Here is a 21,200-nt window from a genome sequence, read left to right on the forward strand (position 1 = left end):
GTGTGTGCGACCACCTCGTGGCGTGCGCCGGACCGGTTTCGGGTCCGTGAAGGGACCCTTCACAGACTCAGAGTCCGTGAAGGACCCCTTCACGGACCTCCACACCGACTTTGCCGACACCCTGGACGCAGAGGCCGTGAAGGGACCCTTCACAGCCTCGTCGACCGAAGCCGGCAGGCCGGGACGGGTGAGATCCGCGGCGACCGGAGCCACGCCGGCGCCCGGTTGTCGCGGCCGAGTCGGCGAACCGCACTCGCGTGCCACCCGTAATAAGCGTACGCTTAGCTCGCTGGCGGCGATACCGGTCCGCCGAAAGCCCTCATCGAGCGCTTTCGGCCGGTCCCGCGCACCGGCACGCTGGTTCTCGACGACAAGTCCCGAAGATGACGATGATTCTCGAAGACGAGGAGAGCACCGTGACCGATTCCCCCTCCCGCGTAGCCATCGTGACCGGCGCCGGTCGCGGTATCGGTGCCGCGGTCGCGCGCCGGCTCGCCGCCGACGGGTTCGCCGTCGGCCTGCTGGACCTGGACGAGGCGGGCGTACGCAAGGGCGCCGAGGCGATCGTCGCCGACGGCGGGCGCGCGGTGGGCGTCGCGCTCGACGTGAGCGACGCCGAGCAGGTGGAGGCCGCGGTGACCCGGGTGGCCGAAGAACTCGGCGCGCCCACCGTGCTGATCAACAACGCCGGCATCACGCGGGACAACCTGCTGTTCAAGATGACCGAGCAGGACTGGGACTCGGTGCTGTCGGTGCACCTGCGCGGCTCGTTCCTGATGACCCGCGCGGTGCAGAAATACCAGACCGAGCAGAAGTGGGGCCGGATCGTCAACCTGTCCAGCACCTCCGCGCTGGGCAACCGCGGGCAGGCCAACTATGCCGCGGCCAAGGCCGGCATGCAGGGTTTCACCAAGACCCTCGCGATCGAGCTGGGCAAGTTCGGGGTCACCGCGAACGCGATCGCGCCCGGGTTCATCGCCACCGACATGACCGCCGCCACCGCGCAACGGGTCGGCATGTCCTTCGACGAGTTCAAGACGGCCGCCGCCGGGCAGATCCCGGTCGGGCGGGTGGGCACCCCGGACGACATCGCGAACGTGGCCTCGTTCCTGGTCAGCGACGGCGCGGGCTTCGTGTCCGGCCAGGTGATCTACGTGGCCGGCGGACCGAAGGACTGACCCGATGCGCACGTTCTCCGATCTCTCCGAATTCAGCGCCGCGACCGGCGAGCACCTGGGCGAGAGCGACTGGCACACCGTGACCCAGGAGCAGGTGCGGCAGTTCGCCGACGCCACCGGCGACCACCAGTGGATCCACCTCGACCAGGACAAGGCCGCGCAGGGACCGTTCGGCACCACGATCGCGCACGGTTTCCTCACGCTGTCCCTGCTCTCGATGTTCGGCCCGCAGGTGTACCGGGTCGAGGGGCTGCGGCTGGTCGTCAACTACGGGCTCAACAAGGTGCGTTTCCCCCAGCCGGTGAAGGTCGGCTCCCGGGTCCGCGGCGGAGCCGACCTGATCGAGATCACCGATGTGCCCGGCGGGAAACAGGCCGTGGTGCGCTGGACGGTCGCGATCGAGGGCGAGGACAAGCCCGCCTGTGTGGCCGAGACGGTCGCCCGGCTGATCGCCTGATCCCCTCGCGCTCGCCCCCATCGACCAGTCGGTACCGCATTTCAGGAGGCCCCGATGACCCGCACCGACCCACCCGGACTCGATCTGTCCCGGCTGCGTGCCCATCTCGACCGCGAGCGGCCCGGACTGGTCGCCGGCGAGCTGACCGCGGAGGTGATCCAGGGCGGCCGGTCCAACCTCACCTACATCGTCGGCGACGGCGTTGGCCGGTGGGTGGTGCGCCGCCCGCCGCTCGGGCACGTCCTGCCCACCGCGCACGACATGAGTCGCGAGTTCCGTGTCATGACCGGGCTCTCCGGCACGCCGGTCCCGGTGCCCGAGACGGTCCTGCTGTGCACCGACCCGGACGTACTCGGCGCGCAGTTCTACGTGATGGAGTTCGTCGAGGGCACGCCGTATCGCTCGGCCGACGAGCTGGCGAAGGTCGGCGAGAAGCGCACGAGGGCGATCGCGGAGGCGCTCGTGGACACCCTGGTCGAGCTGCACGCGGTGGATCCCGAAGCCGCCGGGCTCGGCGATTTCGGCCGTCCGGAAGGGTTTCTGGAGCGGCAGCTGCGGCGGTGGAAGAAGCAGCTCGACGGTTCCCGAAGCCGGGAGCTGCCGGGGGCCGACCAGCTGCACGACCGGCTGGCCGCGAAACGGCCGCCGTCCGGCCGTCCGTCCATTGTGCACGGTGACTACCGGCTGGACAACGTGCTGGTGGACTCCGGCGACCAGGTCACCGCGGTGCTCGACTGGGAAATGTCCACCCTCGGCGACCCGCTCACCGATGTGGCGCTGCTGATCGCGTACGCCGAGCGCGACACGGTTTCCTTGCAGATGGTGTCCAACGCCAGCTCGGCACCGGGCTACCCGAGCACCGACGAGGTCATTTCCCGTTACGCACAACGGTCGGGGCGGGATGTGTCGGCGCTCAACTGGTACGTCAGCTTCGCGTTCTTCAAGCTCGCCGTGATCCTGGAAGGCATCTACTACCGCCACATCACGGGCCAGACCGTCGGCGCGGGTTTCGAGGGCATCGGCGACGGGGTCGCCCGCCTGATCGCGTACGGCAACGAGACGCTCAAAGAGGAGAAGTAATGGACTTCGCGTTCGACGCCCGGACCGAGCAGTTGCGCGAACAGCTGCTCGAGTTCATGGACGCGCACATCTACCCCGCCGAATCCGTCTTCCGACAGCAGCTTGCCGAGCGCAGCGACCCGTGGACAGCGCCGCCGATCGTCGAGGAACTCAAGGCCGAGGCGCGCAAACGCGGGCTGTGGAACTTCTTCCTGCCCGGCGAGCACGGTGCCGGGCTGACCAACCTCCAGTACGCGCCGCTGGCCGAGATCACCGGCCACAGCCCGCACCTCGCGCCGGCCGCGCTGAACTGCGCCGCACCGGACACCGGGAACATGGAAGTCCTCGCCATGTTCGGCACCGAGGCGCAGCGCAAGCAGTGGCTGCGACCGTTGCTGGACGGGGAGATCCGCTCCGCGTTCGCGATGACCGAGCCGGAGGTCGCCTCCTCCGACGCGCGCAACATCGCCACCAGCATCCGCCGCGAAGGCGACGAGTACGTGATCAACGGCCGCAAGTGGTACATCTCCGGCGCGATGAGCCCGAACTGCGCGATCTTCATCGTGATGGGCAAGAACGATCCCGAAGCCGAGCCGCACCGGCAGCAGAGCATGATCCTCGTCCCGCGGGACACGCCGGGGCTCACCGTCGAGCGCGGCATGCACGTGTTCGGCTACACCGACGGCGACCACGGCGGCCACGCCGAGGTCCGGTTCGAGGACGTGCGGGTGCCGGTGGACAACCTGCTCGCCGAGGAGGGTTCCGGGTTCGCCATCGCGCAGGCGCGGCTCGGCCCCGGCCGTATCCACCACTGCATGCGCGCGATCGGGATGGCCGAACGCGCCGTGGCGGCCCTGTGCCGGCGCACGCTCACCCGCGAAACGTTCGGCAAGCCGATCGCCGAGGCCGGGGTGGTGCAGGACTGGATCGCCGAATCACGCGTGCGGATCGAGCAGCTGCGGCTGCTCGTGCTCAAGACCGCGTGGCTGATGGACACCGTGGGCAACCGGGGCGCGCACACCGAGATCCAGGCGATCAAGATCGCCACCCCGCGCGACGTGGAGTGGATCCTGGACAAGGCGATCCAGGCACACGGCGCGGGCGGCGTCAGCCAGGACTTCCCGCTCGCCGAGCTGTGGACGGCCGCGCGCATGCTGCGGCTGGCCGACGGGCCGGACGAGGTGCACAAGCGGTCGCTGGCGCACCGGGAGCTGAAGAAGTACCGCGCGGAGGCAGGCCGGTGACCGCTTTGCCGGACCAGGTCGCGGAGTTCCTCGCCGCGCACGACCCGAAGACCTTGCCACGACTGGACTTCCTGCGCGCCCGGTTCGACGCCGGGCTCGCCTGGGTGTACTTCCCGCCGGGCCTCGGCGGGCAGGCCGCGCCCCGGGCCGCGCAGGCCGGGGTCGACGCCGCGTTCGCCGAGGCGGGCGCGCCGGACAACGAGCCGGGCCGGAACGTGATCGGCCTCGGCATGGCCGGGCCGACGATCCTCGCCTTCGGCACCGAGGAACAGCGCAAACGCCACCTCCGTCCACTGTGGACCGGCGAGGAGGTGTGGTGCCAGCTGTTCAGCGAGCCCGGCGCGGGCTCGGACCTGGCCGCGCTGGCCACTCGCGCCGTCCGCGACGGCGACGACTGGGTCGTCACCGGGCAGAAGGTGTGGACCTCCGGCGCGCACCACGCGCAGTGGGCCATCCTCGTCACCCGCACCGATCCGGACGTGCCCAAACACCAAGGCATGACGTACTTCCTGTGCGACATGACCGCGCCGGGGGTCGAGGTCCGCCCGTTGCGGCAGATCACCGGCGAGGCCGAGTTCAACGAGGTCTTCCTGACCGAGGTGCGGATCCCCGACGCGCACCGGCTCGGCGCCGTCGGCGAGGGCTGGAAAGTCGCGCAGACCACGCTGATGAACGAGCGGGTCTCGATCGGCGCGGTCGCCCAGCCCCGCGAGGGCGGCATGCTCGGCGTACTCACCAAGACCTGGCGGGAACGCCCCGAGCTGCGCACCCCGGAGCTGCGCGACCGGCTCGTACAGCTGTGGGTAGAGGCCGAATCGCTACGGCTGGCCGGTGACCGGTTGCGCCAGCAGCTCACCGCCGGCGCGCCCGGACCGGAGGGCTCGGCGATGAAGGTCGCCTTCGCGGAGCTGAACCAGAAGCTGAGCGGGCTGGAGATCGAGCTGCTCGGCGAAGAGGGCCTGCGCTACGACGACTGGACGCTGCGCCGCCCCGAGTCGGTCGACTTCACCGGCCGTGAAGCCGGGTACCGATACTTGCGCGCCAAGGGAAACTCGATCGAGGGCGGCACGTCCGAGGTGCTGCGGAACATCATCTCCGAACGCGTGCTGGGGCTGCCGTCCGAGCCGCGGGTGGACAAGGACGTCGCCTGGAAGGACCTGCCGCGATGAACTCGCCGGACCTGCTTTACTCCGACGTCGAAGAGGATCTGCGCGCGTCCGTGCGTGCGCTGCTGACCGACCGGGCCGATGCCGCGGCCGTGCTCGCACGGGCGGAATCGGCCGAACCGTACGACCTCGGCCTGTGGCGGACACTCGCCGCCGACCTGGGTGCCGCCGGGCTGATGGTGCCCGAGTCACTGGGCGGGCACGGTGCCTCGGCCCGCGAGACCGCCGTCGTGCTCGAAGAACTGGGCCGCAGCGTGGCACCGGTGCCGTTCCTGGGCAGCGCGGTCCTCGCGACCGCGGCACTGCTGCCCACCGGCGACGAACTCCTGTCCCCGCTGGCCTCCGGCGAGCTGACCGCCGCCCTCGCTGTCCCGCTCACCACCGCTCCCGGTGCACCTTTTCCTGCCACGGTCCGTGCCGACGGCACCCTGACCGGCGAGGTCCGCACCGTGGCCGACGCTACGGCGGCTGCGACGTTCGTGGTGCCCGCAGTGTCCACTTCGGATGGTCCAGGCTTGTACGCCGTGGACAGTTCCGAAGCGACAGTCACCGAAGTCGTCCCCCTCGACCTCACCCGCCGCATCGCGGACGTGACCTTCTCCGGCGCCACCGCCCGGCCGATCGTCCTCGGCCCCGCCGCCGAGTCCGCTTTGGACAGTGCACTTTCGACCGCGACCGGCCTGCTCGCCTCGGAACAGACCGGCTTGGCGGAATGGGCACTGACCGAGACTGTGACGTACTTGAAGGGCCGCTACCAGTTCGGCCGCCCGGTCGGCGGTTTCCAGTCGCTCAAACACCGCTTGGCCGACCTGTACACCGAGCTGGTCAACGCCCGCGCGACCGCCCGCTACGCCGCCGACGCCCTCGCCGGCGGCTACGACGTCCCGGTCGCGGTCGCCGTCGCCCAGGCCCGTGCGGCACCGGTCGCCGTGCACGCCACCGAAGAGGCCGTCCAGCTGCACGGCGGGATCGGGATGACCTGGGAACACCCCCTGCACCTGTACCTGAAGCGCGCGAAGAGCGACGAGCTGGCCTTCGGCACCCCCGGCCGGCACCGAGCCCGCCTGGCCGACCTGGTCGACCTGCCCGGCTGAGGCTGTGAAGGGAACCTTCACGGACTCGGGGGCCAGGGTGTCGGCAAAGTTGGTCGGGGACCCGGCAGTGGGCGATGCGGAGGTGTGTGCGACCACCTCGTGGCGTGCGCCGGACCGGTTTCGGGTCTGTGAAGGGACCCTTCACGGACTCTGAGTCTGTGAAGGGTCCCTTCACAGACCTCTACACCGACGGAGCGTCGGGGGCGGGTTATGTTTAGGGAAGGTGGTCCAGCTTTCGCTGGAGCTTGTTCATGGCGCCGAGCCAGCGATCCGGCTCGGTGGCCCGTCCGGCGTAGTAGCCCGCGACCTCGGGGTGCGGCAGGACCAGGAAGCGGCCCTCCTCGATCGCCGTGAACAGGGCGTCCGCGACCTGGTCCGGTTCGATCGCCGCCGCGCCCATCAGCAGCTGTCCGCGTTCCCCGGTGCTCTCCAGCATCGCGGTGCGCACGCCCTGCGGGCAGATCGCCTGCACGGTGATGCCGCGGTGCCGGTAGGTCGCGGAGAGCCATTCGGCGAACGCCACCGCGCCGTGCTTGGTCACCGAGTAGGGCGCCGAGCCGAGGCTCGTCAGCAGCCCGGCGGCGGAGGCGGTGACGATGAAATGTCCCTCACCGCGTTCCAGCCACGCGGGCAGCAGCGCACGGGCGGCGCGGACGTGCGCCATCACGTTCACGTTCCAGGCGGCCGCCCAGTCGTCCTCGGTCGTGTGGTGCTCGCCGAACGGCGCGACCCCGGCGTTGGCGCAGAAGACGTCGATCTCGCCTAGGGCGTCGCGGGCCGCGGTGACCAGGCTCGCCACCCCGGCTTCGCCGGCCACGTCCCCGCCGAACGCGGTCCCGCCGATCTCCGCGGCCACCTCCGCGGCCCGGTCCCCGTCCAGGTCCGCGACGAGTACCCGCGCCCCGTCCGCGGCGAACCGGCGGGCGATCGCGGCGCCGATCCCGCCGCCGCCGCCGGTGACCACGACACCCACGCTCACAGGCCACCGCCCAGGGTCAGGCCGCCGTCGAGGACCACGGTCTGCCCGGTGACCCAGCCGGCCTCCTCGGACAGCAGGAACGCGACCGCCCCCGCGATGTCCTCGGGCACCCCCAGCCGCTTCAGCGGATAAGCCTTGGCGACCTCCTCTTCCCGTCCCTCGTACAGCGCGGTCGCGAACTTGGTCTTGACCACCGCCGGAGCCACCGCGTTCACCCGGATCCGCGGGCCGAGCTCATAGGCGACCTCCTGGGTCAGCCGGATCAGCGCGGCCTTGCTGACCCCGTAGATGCCGATCCCCGGCGAGACCCGCAGCCCGGCGACCGAGGCGACGTTGACCACCGACCCGCCGTGCTCGCCCATCCAGGCGTCCCTGGCCAGCCGGATCCACGCCAGCGGCGCGAGCACGTTGACCGCCATGATCTTCGCCGCGGCCGACTCCTCGACGTCCAGCACGGACCCGTGGACCGGGTTGATCCCGGTGTTGTTGACCAGCATGTCGAGCCGCCCGAAACGGGCGATCGCCTGCGCGATCGCGTCCGCGCGGTGCGCCTCGTCGTCGGCCTTGCCGGGCACTCCGAGGGCGTGCTCGTCCCCACCCAGCGCGGCCACCGCCTCGGCCAGCGGCTCCGGTTTGCGCGCGGTGACGCACACCCGCGCTCCTCGCGCCACCAACTCCCTGGCGATACCCAGCCCGATCCCCCGGCTGGCCCCGGTCACCAGGGCCACGCGGTCCTTGAACGAGTTCACGAAAAAAGCCTCCTGATCCTGCCGCACCCAAGGCGGCTAAGCGGTTGCTTACCCCAGACTATCGACGATTCGCCCGCACTCAAGCCCTGTCTGCCACCCGCATCCGGAAAACACGGAAAGCAACCACCGAGGTGACTTTGCGTGGGCACAGCCTCGACCGAGCCGAGCACGCCAGACCACTGTCGCCCCGCGAAAAAGACCCCGCCGAGCCGGACCGGCCGGCGGAGCCCGGCCGCGAATGCTGAGTAGGCTTTCCCGCATATCGAAACAGAGCCCTTCGAGGCGCTGTCCCACAGCACAACCGGAAGAAGCGATGCCGAGTTCTTTTCCCCTGTATCTGACCGCGGCCATGCTGGCCGCACCCGCGCTGACCGCACCCGCCTCCGCGCCCGCCGCGCCGGACAGCGGACTGAGCTGGGCGCCGTGCCGATCCGTGCACCAGGAGTGGGAAAAGGAGGACGACCGCTCCGAATGCACGACTGTCACCGTCCCGCTCGACCATGCCGCCCCGGCCGGCCGCACCATCGGCATCGCGATCAGCCGCATTCGGGCGACCGAACCGCAGCGGCGGCGCGGGGTGCTGCTGATGAATCCCGGCGGGCCGGGCAACCAGGGCATCGGGATGCCGTGGTCGTTGACCCAGACCACCTTGAAGAACGTGGGCCGCGATCACGATCTGATCGGCTTCGACCCGCGAGGCGTCGGGCTGAGCGGGGGATTCGAATGCCCGAAGGACGCGAGCGACGGCGTCGTACCCGCCCCGGGAGCCAGTGCCGAGCAACGCTTTCGGGCCGAATACCAGACCGAAGCACACGCCAACGCCCGCTGCACCGGCTACGACCGCGAACTGATCTCCCGGCTCAACACCCGCGCCGTGGCCGACGACATGGACGACATCCGGGTGGCGCTGGGCGAGAAGAAGATCAGCTTCTTCGGCATTTCCTGGGGAACCGCGCTGGGTGCCGTCTATCGCAGTCACTACGACCGCAACGTCGACCGCATGCTCCTCGACTCGGTGATGCCGCCCGAGTTCTCGGTAGAGACCATGGAACGCGGCACCTCCGCGGCCAAGCAGGCCGGCTACGAGGACTTCGCGGCGTGGGCCGCCGACCGTGACGGCACCTATCACCTCGGCCGGACAAGTCGCGAGGTTCGCGACGCGGCGCTGTCGCTGTGGCGGCGTCTCGGCGAGCATCCGGTCACCGTCAAAGGACCGGACGGCAAAACGCGCGAGTACTCCGACGGCTCGCTTTCGGTGATCCTGTCCTACCAGCGCCCCCACTGGGACGAGGTGGCACGCAGCGTGGCCGCGCTCCGCGACGGCGGTGTACCCCCGCTGACCGGAGAGGAACCCGAACACGAGAGCTGGGGACTCCAGCCGGACAGCAGCGGCGGCCTGTTCATGCAGCGCTCGGTGCTCTGCAACGACCAGGGTGCCGCACCCGATGCCGACGCCGCGTGGCGGCTCAAGCGGTACCGTGCGGAGAAATACCCCATGTTCGCCAACGGCGCGGGCTACAGCAACTGGTGCTCCGGCTGGCCACTGACCCACGGCCCCGGCTGGGACCTCCAGCGGGGGACGAGCCCGCTGCAGCTCGTCGGCCACCGCTACGAGACGATCACGCCCCTGGTATGGGCCGAGCAGATGAAGCGCCGGATCGGCGGCGAAGTACTCACCGTCGACAACGGTGCGCACGGCTCGCTGGACCTCGTCGACTGCGCGAGCAAAGGGGTGGACTTCCTCAGCACCGGCCGGACCAGCGGCGGCTCGTGCCCCGGCGAACCCTCCAAGAGCCTGCCCGGACGGCCCGGCTGACCGCGAAAACCCCCCGCATACCGGAGCGGCCACGAGAGCACGGCCACGGCTCACGCCCGGCCGATCCTCCGCAGCCCGCCCGGGCAACCCGGTCGGCAGCGGCAGCCTTGGTACGTACCAGGGCTGCCGCTGCCCGTAGTCCCGGTAGGCGAGGCCGCGTCGGGTGGCCCGCATGGCCGGGAGAGTTCCCGGTAGCAGCGGGAGAGTAAAAACCGCGCTGCACAACGATTTCGGCGCCGCCCGAGACCCGCCCTCCACGCGGCGACCGGCACCGGTGGGTTGGGCCGCGGATTCCGCGGAGACCCTCGCCCCGGGCCCGGGCGCGACGCCTCACCAGGTCAGCGACGCCTCACCGGGTCAGCGGAGCCAGATCAGATATGTCGCGACCAGCGCCACGATGATGACTCCGTTGAGAATCGCATAGTCGCGCAGGATGCCGACGAACTCGCGGATGGTCGCGCTCGGCAGGTAGTACCAGGCGGTGTGTGAGCCGAGTACCTGGCCGTTGACCCGCGCACGACGCGAGATCAGCGCGGTACGGAACGCGTGGAAGTTGTTCGTGACCAGTACCGAGCGGTAGTCCGGCTTCAGCCCGGCCATGATCTCCTTGCTGTACCGCAGGTTCTGCTCGGTCGTGGTGGAGCGGTCCTCCAGCAGGACGCGGTCCTGCGGCACGCCGGCCTCGAGCAGATAGTCCGCCATCGCCCTGGCCTCGGCCAGCTCCTCGTCAGGACCCTGGCCACCCGAGGTGATGAGGATCGGCCGGCCGCCGCGCGCGTTCTCCGAGTCGTACACCCTCCTTGCGCGGTCGAGCCGGCTCGCCAGCAGTGGCGGCACCTTGGCGCGGATCAGCCGGGAGCCGTGCACGACGATGAAATCCACCCCGGTCCGATGCGGGACCAGGCCGTAGACGAGCGAGTAGAGGACGTACACGGTGAACAGGCCGGACAGGTAGCCGATCGGCACCCCGACCGCGGTGATCGTCGTCTCCAGCCAGACCGGATTGGCCCCTTTGCCCACCGAGATCAGCAGCGGGGCGAAGGCGAAGAGGGCGAGCCCGGCCAGCAGCGACAACAGGTTCCCCAGCCTCCGGCCTTCGCGGCGCAGCATCAGGAAACCGTTGCACACCAGGAACAGCGGCAGCACAAGGAAGACCACCAGCAGGACGGCGATCCCGGCGGTCGTGCCGTTGATCACCTCGTGCATCCCGGGGATGTCCTGCAGCATGCTCGTCACGCCCATGCCGAGCAGGAGCAGGCCGAGCACGAGCGGCACGCCGTTGATCAGCCGCCGCCGTTCGAGCCGGAAGAGAATCACGAAAGCCAGGAAGAAAGGCACTGATACCAGCACAAAGTCCACCGACGGAGTATAAGGAGCGGCCGCGAGGTCCCCACCCCCGGGGACCCAACACGAATGGGTGAATGCCACCCGCGCGGGGCAGCCGGGCGGGCGAGCGAAAGCACGCGGCTTCCGCACTGTCCGCATCCGATTCTCCCGCGCCTGGCGAACTCGTTCCGGACGGTAAACCACGGAAATACACCATTACTTTTCCCGCGAACAGCAGCTCGCCAACGCGAATAATCACCGAAAAACCCACGTCCACCCCGCGTAAAAGCAGCGTTCGAATAGGGAAGAATACGATCTTTCCGCCACCGATCCCGCATCCTCCAGTGAATTCCCGGCAGGCCACCACTTTCGCGATCCCGGTTTCCCGAAAACGTGAATACCCTTGCGCGACAGCGGAATTCGGCTGCGCATCGTGACGATCCCACCCGGCCCGCTCACCCGGAAACGCCAATCACACCCGATGGAAAACCCGCGAATACCCCACACCGGGCACTCGACGCGGCCATTCGGATGACCCTGACAACCCGGACCCGACCTGCGCGAGTGGTACTCGGCAGAACCGCCGGACGGACGCCGGAAAGCTGTTAGCCTCCCCTCGATGATCTTCACTACGACGTGGAGGACGAATGCGGAGAAAAATCGCCGGGACGACACCGCCGGTCATCGCGGGGGACCGCGCTCTGCTCCGGCGTCGTCTCGCCCGCTTCCGCTGCCACCGGCGAGGTCACCGTGGTCGGAACCGAGCTGGGCCCGCTCGCGGCCTGCCACCACCCGGCAGCCGGCTCGCATGTGGCCCGGGTAGCGGCAGCTACTCCGTCCGATGATCAGTGGCACCACACCGGCACCCGTATCCCCCGGTCTCGAAGCCCCCGCCCTCGATCTGGTCGTCGTCGGCATGGGCTCCGTATGCCTGCCACTCGTCGCGGCCGCCTGCGACACGGGCCTGTGCCGGTTACAGCATCTGCCCACAGGTCGTCGAGCGGACCAGCGGCGGCACGCCGGGCATGCTGGCGGTCCTGGAGTCCACCGGCCCGGCTGGTCCGCCGGCTCACCCGGGCGGGGATCGAGCGGGAGGACGCCGTCCACGTCCAGCTCTACCCGGAAGGATGATCACAGCAATGACCACAGCAATCCGGAACGACCGGCTGCGCAAGCGTTTCGAGAAGTGGGATGTCGACGGCGACGGCGTGATCGAGCGCAGTGACTACGCGGCCGAGGCGGACCGGATCATCGCGGGGTTCAACGCGTCCCCGACCGAGCCTTCGGCCCGCGCGGTGCGCGACGCGTACGTGGCGATGTTCGACTTCCTCGCGGAGAAGGCCGGGCTCGGCGCGAACGGCTCGATGAACCCCGATCAGTTCCAGAAAGTGGTGGAGCAGCAGCTGTTCCAGGAAGGGAACGCGGGTTTCAACCGGGTGCTGCGGCCCACCATCTCGGCCATCGTCGGGCTGTGCGACACCGACGGCGACGGGATGATCGGCCCGGCCGAGTTCCGCACCTGGATGCGCGCCATCGGGGTAGACGAGGCCGCGTCGCGGGACGCATTCGCCACCATCGACGCGGACGGCGACGGTCAGCTGACCGTGGACGAACTGGTCCAAGCCGTGCGTGACTACCACTTCGGCACCCTGGAAGTACCGCTCCTGGGCGCCTGACCGAGCGGGAGGAGGGGTCCGGCGGCAGGCCCCCTCCTCCCGCCTCCCCCCAAGGAGGCTCGCCCCTGCTCGATCGGGCTTGGCCCAGCACGATCCGGTGGCCGGGTTCCTCGCCGGTGCGCGGCCGGTCGGTGCGGCTCAGCACGGTGCGTGATGGGAAAGTGCAACCGTCGAAGCCGAGTACGGTGCCGATCAAGCCGAGGAAGCCGACCCGGTCGACGCGCTGGTGAACTCCTCCAGCTCGCGATCGGCCGTTTCACCGAGCGCTCCGCACAGCCGGCCCGAGATCCTGCATCGCCTGCCCAGCTCGCACGAAGGTCTCCGCGGCGTCCGCGCCCAGCAGGCCGCCGTCGTGCGGGCGGAGCGACAGGTGCGACTCCACCGACCAGGCCCCGGAGTACCCATTCTCGACCAGCAGCCGCACAAACCGCCAGGTCGGCGGCGCCTTCACCGGGCAGCCGGAATTCGTGCCGCTGTTCCGGCGCAGTCCTTGATATATACGGGTGCGACCTGGAAAACGATTTCCGCCAGTAATCTGCGGGCGGAATAGCCCGTGCGGGATCCCATTTTCGGTATCGAGAGCAGGTGCACAGAGGGGCCGACCGCGGCCAGGAGTTCGAGTGTCCGCTCCCGAACATCCGGTGCAGTTTCTCGTGCAGCAGCACGAGCCCCGCCCGCTCGGCGTCTTCCGCCGGAAGTGTGATCCGGGCGTGCACCTCGCGCCGCCATTCGGGCTCGGCCGGCCGTCGTTCACATATGACATGATTCGGACGTAACGTGTGCCCAGCCGGGCACATCGCCGCGCGAGGATCGCCCATTCGGCGCGGTCCCGGTCGGACGCGCCGGTGATCGGCCGGCTCCGGCCGCCGATCCGCGAAGCGACCGGCACGACCGTCAGCCCCTCGGTGGCCGGCGCGCCGGCCACCCCGGCCGAACGCGTCGTCGCTCAGCTCGGCGAGCGGGATCCGGTCCACCGTGCGCAGTCCTCCCGCCCGCCGGCCCCGCCGCCGGGGCGCCGCGAGCTGCGCGGGCAGCCCGTCGCCCGCTCGTCGGTGATCCCGCGGAACACCGGCGCGTCAGCCGGCATAACGCGGGACTCGGCCCCCGGTGATCGGTTCCGCGCAGACGTTCTTCGCCACCGACAGGATCCGCACCACTTCCGAGGACCCGAGCATCCCGCGCGCCGGCGACGCGACTCCGCGCCGGAAGCCCCGATAGGCGCCGATCATCCAGGAGAGCAGGCAATCGTCGCGCAGCACCGCGTGTTCCGTGCGGCCGTTGCGGGTCAGGGTGAGCTGGGCGTGATCGTCGTCGTCGCTGACCGCGTAGTGCCCGACCGCGGTGCCGCGGGTGAACTCGCAGGTGACCCGGCGCTGCCGGATCGGCGAGGTCAGATCGGAGGTGATCCGGCTGCGTACCCCGCTGGTGTGCCGCAGCCCCACCTCGGCCCCGCCCATCCGCGGGACCACCAGATCGTCGAGCACCAGATCGTAGCCGGTGGCATGGGTGACCCGGGCGTTGCCGGCCAGCCGCAGCGCCAGCCCGACCCCGTGCGGCAGCTCCACGTCGAAGGCGCTCTGGCCCGCCGACCCGGACAGCGACCGCCGGAACCGGGGCTTGTCCTGTTCGATCGTGATCGCCCGCAGCTCGCCGAACTCGTTGTCCCGCACCACTTCCGTGAGCCGGTGGGTGAGCGTGCTGGCCAGCCAGGGTTCGACGACCTCCAGCCGCAGCCGGTGCTTGCGGATCAGCCGCTGCATCCGGGCCAGCTCGTCGGTGTCCGGGGCGAGCGGCTTCTCCACCACGAACCGGCGGAACCCGTGCGTGGCCAGCTCGGCCACCACGGCCGCGCGCACATCCGGCGGGGTGCACACGTGCACCACGGTGTCCTTCGGCTCGACGAGGCGCCGGGCGTGGTCCAGATCCCGCGCGACGGTGAGCCGGGGGTTAGCCGGTACCGGGCGGCCGGGATCACACCCCACCACGGGCTCGTCCCCGAACAGGTCCGGCGCCAGGGACCGCGCCTTCGCCAGGACCGGAACGTGCAATCCGGCACCGGCCCGGCCCAGTCCCACGACGAGTGTCTGCACCTGAAAAGTCTCCTGCGGTTCCGTCACGATGATACGAAAATGGTAGCCATGGCCGCAGGGAAATATGCGTGCTGCTTTCCTGGTTGTCAACGCCGATCTGTTGACATGACCAGGAAGAGTGAACTCGCGGAAACCGGTGGACGCCGTCCGCACCTGCCACCATAACCTGGATTTCCCTTGCCGCAAAGGAGGTGACGCATCCTGTCCGGTCCCGCAATTCCCTTCTTCCCGCAGACCCGCGCTTTCGCCGAATCCCGGCCGGCCCCGGAAGCGCAGAGCGATCAGGTCCGCCGGAACGGCGAATATTCCCACGGCGCCGCCACGGCCCGGCCGGAGAATGCGCTCGCCGAATACACCGGCGCGAAATACGTCCGGGAGGCAGGCAAAGGAGCGCATGCGGTGGTGCTCGCGCCGGGCGACGCCGGCGCGGTGCTCACCGACGACCGGGAGCCGGCGAAGACCGCAGGTTCACTGTCGCACCACGGCCGGTTCGGCGGGAACCTCCCGGCCATCTCGACCACGACCTCGCTGCCCGGCCTGAACAGCAGGACGGACGATCTACGGGCGGCCATGCTGCTGACCCGGCTGCCGCGGCTGGAGGGGACCATCGCCCGCCGCGCCAAGCTCGCCGGGGTCCCCGGCATCCGCAAGCTGCCCTCGGTCCGGCCGCGCGAGGTGGCCGTGCGCGGGGTCCGGTATGTCTACGTCATCGAGGCCGACCGGCGGAACGAGCCGGCCACGCACCTCGCCGCCCGCGGCATCGACACAGAGGTCTCCTACCCGCGCCCGCCGCACCTGCAGCCGTGTTTCGCCGGGCAAGGCCACCATGCCCGGGACATCCCGAACGCCGAGGCGGCCTGCCGCCACCCCGGCCTCACCGAGGATCGGCTCAGGCACGTCTGCCGGGAGATCCGCGCGTTCGGTGAGGCCGCGGCATGACGATTCCGTTCTTCGCCCCCGGCCTGGTCGCGAACGAGGTCCCGCTCAAGCAGATCCAGGAGGTCGCCACCACGCCCGCGCGGAAGTTCATGCCCGGTGCCCGTACCGGGGAATTCGAGCGCGGTCAGCGCGATGCGGCCGACGCGATCGCCTGCGGCGGCGGCACTTCCGCGCTGCTGCCGGTGCTCATCGCGATCGGCGGCGAGGCCATCTGCGCTCCCCTGGCCGCCTCGCCGACCTCGCCGCGAGAGAACCTGCTGTTCGTCGCGGCGTTGCCCGCCTTCGAAGCCGGCATCCTGCGGGGCCGCCGGCTCTGGCTCGGTTTCGGGACGCCCGGCATCCTGCGCGCCCGCAAGCCGGGGACGCACCTGTACCGGCCGGCCGTGGACCTGGTGGTAGTCCGATGAACCCGGAGGTGGTGGTGGTCGGGGCGGGGATCGCCGGGCTGACCGCCGCGCGCACCCTGGCCGGGGCGGGCCGCCGGGTCCGGGTGCTGGAGGCGGCCTGCCGGATCGGCGGGCGGATGGCCACCGTCCGGACCGGCGGCTACCTCGTGGACACCGGCGCGGAGCAGATCTCCTCCTGCGGCTACGACACGACCTGGAAACTGGTGCGCGCCTGCGGACTCGCCCGGCCCGAGCTGCTCCCCCGGCTCGGCGCGGGCGTTTCCCTCTGGCGAGGCGGGCGGGCGCGGTCCGGGGTGACCCGGCTGTCCGCGCTCGTCACCGGTGCCGGGCTCGAACGCGGGGCGCGCCGGGACCTGTTCCGCCTGCTGCGCCAGAGCAGGCGCGGCTTCGACACCGGACGGCCGGAACGGAGTCCGCTCGGCGAGTGCACCGTGGCCGAGCTGGGCGCGCGCCTGCATCCCAGCCTCAGCGCCCATCTGCTGCAGCCGGTCGCGTCCGGTTTCCTCGGCTGGCATCCGGAACGGTCCACCGCCGCGCCGTTGCTCGCGCTGCTGGCCGCCATCGGCCCGTCCTCGGCCTGGCGGACCTGCCGGGACGGCATGGATACGCTCGCCCGGTCCCTGGCCGAAGGCCTGGACGTGCGCATCTCGTGCGAGGTCGACGAAGTGCGGGCGGAAGACGGCGGTGTCCTGGTACGCACCACCTACGGCGACATCGACGCCCGCGCCGCGATCCTGTGCGTACCCGCCCCGATCGCCCGTGTGCTGTACCGCAACCCGGATCCCGCGGCCCGCGCGTTCCTCGCGGCCTGTTCCTTTTCGCCGATGCTCAAGGTCAGCTACCTGCTCGACCGGCCGCTCACCCCGCTCGGACGGCCCTCCGGCACGCTGCTCGTCCCGGTGGCGGAGGACAGCACCGTCTCGACGATCCTGGCCGGCCACGTCAAGCATCCGGGCCGGGTGCCCGCCGGCCACGGGCTGATCTCCGTGCTGGCCGCCCCCGGCCGGGTGCCGGATCTGCTGACCTCACCGGACGAGACCATCGAGCACGTGCTGGGCCAGGCGGCCGAACGGTTCGTGCCCGGCCTTCAGCGGGCCACCGTCGGGACGCTGGTGCACCGGTTCCGCCACGGACACCCCGAGGCCACCCCGGAAGCCCTCCGGACCAGGGCGGCCTTCGAAGCCCGCCTCGGCGCGGCCGTGGACTACGCGGGCGATTGGGTCCGCCTGCAGCCGAACAGCGAAGGAGCCGCCGAGGCGGGCCGGAGCGCGGCCGAACGGGTCCACGCCCGGCTCGGCGCGGGATCGGCGGGTGCCCGATGAAACCGCACGAGGGGGCACCTTGCTCGACGAGGTCGCCGAACGCGGCGTCCCGGCCACCGTGCACCTCGGCCGGCCGATCGATATCGCGGCCGGTTTCGTGCGCACGGCCGGGGATTCGGCGCGGATGGTGCGTCAGGCGGCGGGCCGGAGTCCGGCGCGGTGACCGGGGCCGCGATTGTCCACCGCAATCACAGGGATTGCGACCTGCTCGCGTGCGCCGCGATCCGGCTCGGCGCGGTGCCCGCGCTGCTGTCCGGGCACTTGTCCCCGGACCCGCCGGCGGTGCTGCGCGAACGGATGCTGCTGGTCACCGGCCGGCCCCTCCCTCGGCTCTCCCGGGTCAGGCGCTGCACGACATCCGGAACACGCCCGCCAGCACGACAACGAGCCGCTGGTACTCAACCACACTTCCGGCACCACCACCGCGGCGAAAATCGGCAAGCTCGAAGCGCACCGTGGTACACCAGATCGCCCGCCACCGGGCTGCTCGTCTTCCTCACCCGTGCCCCGCGCGAGAGTCTCCGCGCCGCCGGACTGTCCGAAGCGGACCTTTCGGCGGTCCGGGATCCGGTACGCGATCCCGGTTTTCCGTGCCTGTTCACCGGCCTTTTCCCCGATTCAAGGACAACGACCTGATGACTTCCGTACTCGGCCGGGTATCCGCGGGCCTCGGCTGGACCGGGCCGCTGGATCTGGTGCTGCGCACCGAAGCCGACGTCCAAGCCGCCTGCGGGATCATGCAGGTGCACGGCAGACGGTCCGGTGCCCCGGCGCTGCTGCCCGTCGACTACTGCGCCACGGTCGGCCGCCAGCTGCTCAAGACCGGCGTCTCGGCAGTCCATTTCGCCCGGCTCCGGGGACTTCAACTGTCCACAGTGTCCACTTCGGTCGCCGAAGCCGCGTTGCTGACCGTCTCGCAGTACCTGGCGGCCGCTTCGGCCGGTGGTACCCCCGGGGAGCCCGGCGCGGGTCCGCCGTTCGTCTCCGCCGAGGGAACATCGTTCGAGCTGGAGGCGCTCGACGCCGAGGTCTGGATTCGGTTCTGGGCCGCGCTGAACGTGCCACCGGCCGCGATCCACGACGGCTGGGCACCGTTCGCACGCCGGTTCGCGACGGCAACCTGCGCCCTGCCCGCCGAGCTGCGGCAGGCCACCGCGAGACGGTCCTTCGCCGCGCTGGCCGCCATCGCCGCACTGACCGGGATGTCCCTCGTCACGGTGCAAACCCGGCCGCTGACCGGGATCCCCGCCTACACCATCATTCCCGGCGTGGGGCGACAGCGGGCCACGGCCCCAACGGCGGGAACGGCGCCGCTGGCCGGGATCCGGGTGCTGGAATCCACCCGGCGGGTGCAGGGGCCGTTCGCCGGGCACCTGGTGCGGCTGCTCGGTGCGGAGGTCGTCCGGATCGAGTCGCCGGGTGGTGATCCGGCGCGTGCGGAACCGCCCCGCAGTGACGGGATCTCGGCGCGTTTCCACGCCCTCAATCACGGCAAGCAGCGGGTGGAGATCGACCTGGACACCCCGGCGGGCCGCATGGACCTGCTCGGCCTCGCCCGGACAGCCGACGTTTTCCTGCACGACTGGGCACCCGGCCGGGCCGTGGATCGCGGGCTCGATTTCCGGGATTTCGCCCGCGCCGCACCAGGGTTGATCTACTCGTCCGCCTCGTACTGGGGCACCGAATGCGGAGCACAGCCGCCGCCCGGGGCCGATTTCGCCGTCCAGGCGCACAGTGGATTCCCGGCCCCGACGCTGCTGACGGTCGTCGATCTCTTCGGTGGACTGGTCCACGCGCACGGGATCGTCGAGGCGCTGGCGCACCGGGAAACGACCGGCCGCGGGCAGGTGGTCGAATCGTCGCTGCTGTCCGCGGCCGCCCATCTCAACGCCGTGCTCCGGCCGGTCGAAGGCCCTCCCGAGGTACCGGTCTGCACCGACCTGAACGACCTCGTGCACGATCCCCGGTTCGCCCCGTGCCTGATCCGGGACCGCTGCGTGACGGTCGCTTCCCCTTGGCACTTCTCATGAACGTATGGACTTCACGGGAAGGGCTCGTGCTGCGCGACCTCGTGCCCAGCCAGCTGCGGCGCCGCTGGGTGGACGACGGGTACTGCCCGGACCGGGACCTGTACTCGCTGTTCGCCGAGCAGGCCGCGCGGCACCCGGACCGCCAGGCGGTGGTCGACGACGCGGGCGTCCTGACCTACCGGCAGCTCCGGCAGAAGGTCCGCAAGGCCGCGGGCATGCTCGCAGCGGCGGGTCTGGGATGCCAGGACGTGGTCGGCATGCAGCTCGAAAACGGGCGGTACGCGGTGATCGCCGAGCTGGCCGTCGCCGCGGTCGGTGCGGTGTGCCTGCCGATTCCGGCCGGGCAGGGCGAACGCGACCTGCTCGCGCTGCTGAACCGTGCCCGCGCCCGTGCCGTTCTCGTGTCCGATGAAGGACAGCTCGACGCGCTGCGCGACCGGCTGCCGCACGTCCGGCGGGTCTTCGCCACGCCGTGGATCGGCATCGATCACAGCCCGCTGCCGACGCCCGAACCCGAAGCACCGGCCCGTTTCCTGGCCTCGTCCGGTTCCGAGACCGCGCCCAAGATGGTCGCCTACAGCCACAACGCCATGGCCGGCGGACGCGCGAACTATCTGCTCGCGGTGCACGGCGACGTCGACGTACCGCGTGACCTGGTGCTGGTGCCGCTCTCGTCTTCGTACGGTTCGTTCGGTGTACCGGCGACGCTGTGCCGGATCGGCGGTACGTTGCTGCTGCCCGGCCGGTTCGACCCGGTCCGCGCGATGACCGCCATCGAGGAACGCGGCGCGACCCACGTGTTCGGCGTGCCCACCATGTTCCGCCGCATGGCCACCGCGGAAGTCTCCGCGGATCTGTCGAGCCTGCACGCCGTGGTGTCCAGCGGCGACGCACTGCCTCCGCAGGCGGCGGAGGCGTACCGGCAGCGGTTCGGGGTGCCGGTCGTGAGCGTGTACGGCTCGTCGGACGGGGTCAACTGCCACACCCGGGAACCGGCACGAGGTGCCGGATTTCCCGACCCCGCGGTCACTTCGATCCGCATCCGGGGCGGGGAGATCCAGGCTCGCGGCCCGATGACCCCGCTCTGTTACGTCGGCGACGAAGCCCTCGACGCCCGGTACCGGCTGCCCGGCGGCTGGGTGCGCACCGGCGACATCGGCCGGTTCGACCGCGACGGCCGGCTGCACCTGCTAGGCCGCGCCCGGCGGGTGATCCTCCGCGGCGGCCACACCATCAGCGCCGCCGAGGTGGAACGGGAACTGGCCGCGCACCACCTGGTCACCGAGGTGGCCTGCGTCCCGGTCCCCGATCCGGATCTGGGCGAGCGGCTGTGCGCCTGTGTGGTCGCCCAGCCCGGCTCCCCCTCACCGCAACTCGGCGAACTCGCCGGATTCCTCACCGGCCGGGGCCTGGAACCGTGGAAACTGCCGGAAAGGCTGATGGTGCTACCGGAACTCCCGCTCGGCGCCACCGGCAAGGTGTGCCTGCACACCCTCTCCCGACTAGCCCGCGACCGCCACTCCTGACCCCGCCCCCTCCGGACGGTAAGGCTGTGAAGGGACCCTTCACGGACCCGAAACCGGTCCGGCGCACGCCACGAGGTGGTCGCACACACACCTCCGCATCGCCCGCTGCCGGGCCCCCGACCAACTTTGCCGGGGCCCCGGA

At 70.7% G+C, this 21,200-nt stretch carries 20 protein-coding genes; 14 read left to right on the forward strand and 6 right to left on the reverse strand.

The window, feature by feature from the left end; all coding sequences use genetic code 11:
- Positions 1-416 precede the first annotated feature (416 nt).
- From fabG to D5S19_RS28910, 6 genes are read left to right on the forward strand one after another with little or no spacing between them, the layout of a single operon-like run.
- On the forward strand, positions 417-1,178 hold the full coding sequence (gene fabG, locus D5S19_RS28885) for a 3-oxoacyl-ACP reductase FabG (protein ID WP_120026550.1): 762 nt from the start codon (positions 417-419) through the stop codon (positions 1,176-1,178).
- Positions 1,179-1,182: 4 nt separating this feature from the next.
- On the forward strand, positions 1,183-1,635 hold the full coding sequence (locus tag D5S19_RS28890) for a MaoC family dehydratase (protein ID WP_120026533.1): 453 nt from the start codon (positions 1,183-1,185) through the stop codon (positions 1,633-1,635).
- A 54-nt stretch (positions 1,636-1,689) separates the two neighbouring features.
- Positions 1,690-2,715 carry a phosphotransferase family protein gene (locus D5S19_RS28895; protein ID WP_120026534.1) on the forward strand — a complete coding sequence of 342 codons (1,026 nt, stop codon included), beginning with the start codon at positions 1,690-1,692 and terminating at the stop codon, positions 2,713-2,715.
- Positions 2,715-3,938 (forward strand): acyl-CoA dehydrogenase family protein, encoded by a 1,224-nt coding sequence (locus tag D5S19_RS28900; protein ID WP_120026535.1) that lies wholly within the window; start codon positions 2,715-2,717, stop codon positions 3,936-3,938. Before D5S19_RS28895 ends, D5S19_RS28900 begins: the two co-directional genes overlap by 1 nt.
- On the forward strand, positions 3,935-5,107 hold the full coding sequence (locus D5S19_RS28905) for an acyl-CoA dehydrogenase family protein (RefSeq protein ID WP_120026536.1): 1,173 nt from the start codon (positions 3,935-3,937) through the stop codon (positions 5,105-5,107). Before D5S19_RS28900 ends, D5S19_RS28905 begins: the two co-directional genes overlap by 4 nt.
- On the forward strand, positions 5,104-6,198 hold the full coding sequence (locus tag D5S19_RS28910) for an acyl-CoA dehydrogenase family protein (protein ID WP_120026537.1): 1,095 nt from the start codon (positions 5,104-5,106) through the stop codon (positions 6,196-6,198). Before D5S19_RS28905 ends, D5S19_RS28910 begins: the two co-directional genes overlap by 4 nt.
- Positions 6,199-6,412: 214 nt before the next feature.
- Here the strand turns inward: D5S19_RS28910 and D5S19_RS28915 are convergent, their stop codons facing one another.
- Positions 6,413-7,177 (reverse strand): SDR family oxidoreductase, encoded by a 765-nt coding sequence (locus D5S19_RS28915; RefSeq protein WP_120026538.1) that lies wholly within the window; start codon positions 7,175-7,177, stop codon positions 6,413-6,415.
- The gene (locus tag D5S19_RS28920) at positions 7,174-7,926 is read right to left on the reverse strand and encodes an SDR family oxidoreductase (protein ID WP_120026539.1); all 753 of its coding nucleotides are present in this window, start codon (positions 7,924-7,926) and stop codon (positions 7,174-7,176) included. Before D5S19_RS28920 ends, D5S19_RS28915 begins: the two co-directional genes overlap by 4 nt.
- Positions 7,927-8,239: 313 nt before the next feature.
- Between D5S19_RS28920 and D5S19_RS28925 the strand changes: the two genes are divergently transcribed.
- The gene (locus D5S19_RS28925; RefSeq protein WP_158605668.1) at positions 8,240-9,742 is read left to right on the forward strand and encodes an alpha/beta fold hydrolase; all 1,503 of its coding nucleotides are present in this window, start codon (positions 8,240-8,242) and stop codon (positions 9,740-9,742) included.
- A gap of 357 nt (positions 9,743-10,099) precedes the next feature.
- Here D5S19_RS28925 and D5S19_RS28930 read toward each other — a convergent pair whose 3' ends face one another.
- Positions 10,100-11,101, reverse strand: coding sequence for a YdcF family protein (locus D5S19_RS28930; protein WP_120026541.1), 1,002 nt, complete (start codon positions 11,099-11,101; stop codon positions 10,100-10,102).
- A 1,106-nt stretch (positions 11,102-12,207) separates the two neighbouring features.
- Here D5S19_RS28930 and D5S19_RS28935 point away from each other — a divergent pair.
- Positions 12,208-12,744, forward strand: coding sequence for an EF-hand domain-containing protein (locus D5S19_RS28935; RefSeq protein ID WP_120026542.1), 537 nt, complete (start codon positions 12,208-12,210; stop codon positions 12,742-12,744).
- 256 nt (positions 12,745-13,000) lie between these two features.
- On the opposite strand, the gene D5S19_RS28940 is transcribed toward D5S19_RS28935, so the two are convergent.
- On the reverse strand, positions 13,001-13,195 hold the full coding sequence (locus D5S19_RS28940; protein WP_120026543.1) for a hypothetical protein: 195 nt from the start codon (positions 13,193-13,195) through the stop codon (positions 13,001-13,003).
- Between the two features lie 625 nt (positions 13,196-13,820).
- Positions 13,821-14,861, reverse strand: coding sequence for a Gfo/Idh/MocA family protein (locus tag D5S19_RS28945; protein WP_233574229.1), 1,041 nt, complete (start codon positions 14,859-14,861; stop codon positions 13,821-13,823).
- A 372-nt stretch (positions 14,862-15,233) separates the two neighbouring features.
- Here D5S19_RS28945 and D5S19_RS28950 point away from each other — a divergent pair, with 372 nt between their 5' ends.
- From D5S19_RS28950 to D5S19_RS32200, 4 genes are read left to right on the forward strand one after another with little or no spacing between them, the layout of a single operon-like run.
- Positions 15,234-15,773, forward strand: a complete 540-nt coding sequence (locus D5S19_RS28950) for a DegT/DnrJ/EryC1/StrS family aminotransferase (RefSeq protein WP_199730761.1) — start codon at positions 15,234-15,236, stop codon at positions 15,771-15,773.
- A complete protein-coding gene (locus D5S19_RS28955; RefSeq protein ID WP_120026546.1) occupies positions 15,770-16,180 on the forward strand; it encodes a hypothetical protein in 411 nt (136 codons plus the stop codon). The genes D5S19_RS28950 and D5S19_RS28955 overlap by 4 nt, the downstream gene beginning before the upstream one ends.
- Positions 16,177-17,502, forward strand: a complete 1,326-nt coding sequence (locus D5S19_RS28960; protein ID WP_120026547.1) for a protoporphyrinogen/coproporphyrinogen oxidase — start codon at positions 16,177-16,179, stop codon at positions 17,500-17,502. Before D5S19_RS28955 ends, D5S19_RS28960 begins: the two co-directional genes overlap by 4 nt.
- Positions 17,492-17,665, forward strand: coding sequence for a hypothetical protein (locus tag D5S19_RS32200; protein ID WP_158605669.1), 174 nt, complete (start codon positions 17,492-17,494; stop codon positions 17,663-17,665). The genes D5S19_RS28960 and D5S19_RS32200 overlap by 11 nt, the downstream gene beginning before the upstream one ends.
- Positions 17,666-17,690: 25 nt before the next feature.
- On the opposite strand, the gene D5S19_RS33655 is transcribed toward D5S19_RS32200, so the two are convergent.
- Positions 17,691-17,813, reverse strand: coding sequence for a hypothetical protein (locus tag D5S19_RS33655; RefSeq protein ID WP_267901170.1), 123 nt, complete (start codon positions 17,811-17,813; stop codon positions 17,691-17,693).
- Positions 17,814-18,137: 324 nt separating this feature from the next.
- On the opposite strand from D5S19_RS33655, the gene D5S19_RS28965 reads away from it, so the two are divergent.
- Positions 18,138-19,532, forward strand: a complete 1,395-nt coding sequence (locus D5S19_RS28965; protein WP_120026548.1) for a CoA transferase — start codon at positions 18,138-18,140, stop codon at positions 19,530-19,532.
- Positions 19,529-21,058, forward strand: coding sequence for a class I adenylate-forming enzyme family protein (locus D5S19_RS28970; RefSeq protein WP_120026549.1), 1,530 nt, complete (start codon positions 19,529-19,531; stop codon positions 21,056-21,058). The genes D5S19_RS28965 and D5S19_RS28970 overlap by 4 nt, the downstream gene beginning before the upstream one ends.
- The last annotated feature ends 142 nt before the right edge of the window (positions 21,059-21,200 follow it).

Origin of the sequence: Amycolatopsis panacis (genome assembly GCF_003600245.1) — a bacterium.
Lineage (GTDB): Bacteria > Actinomycetota > Actinomycetes > Mycobacteriales > Pseudonocardiaceae > Amycolatopsis > Amycolatopsis sulphurea.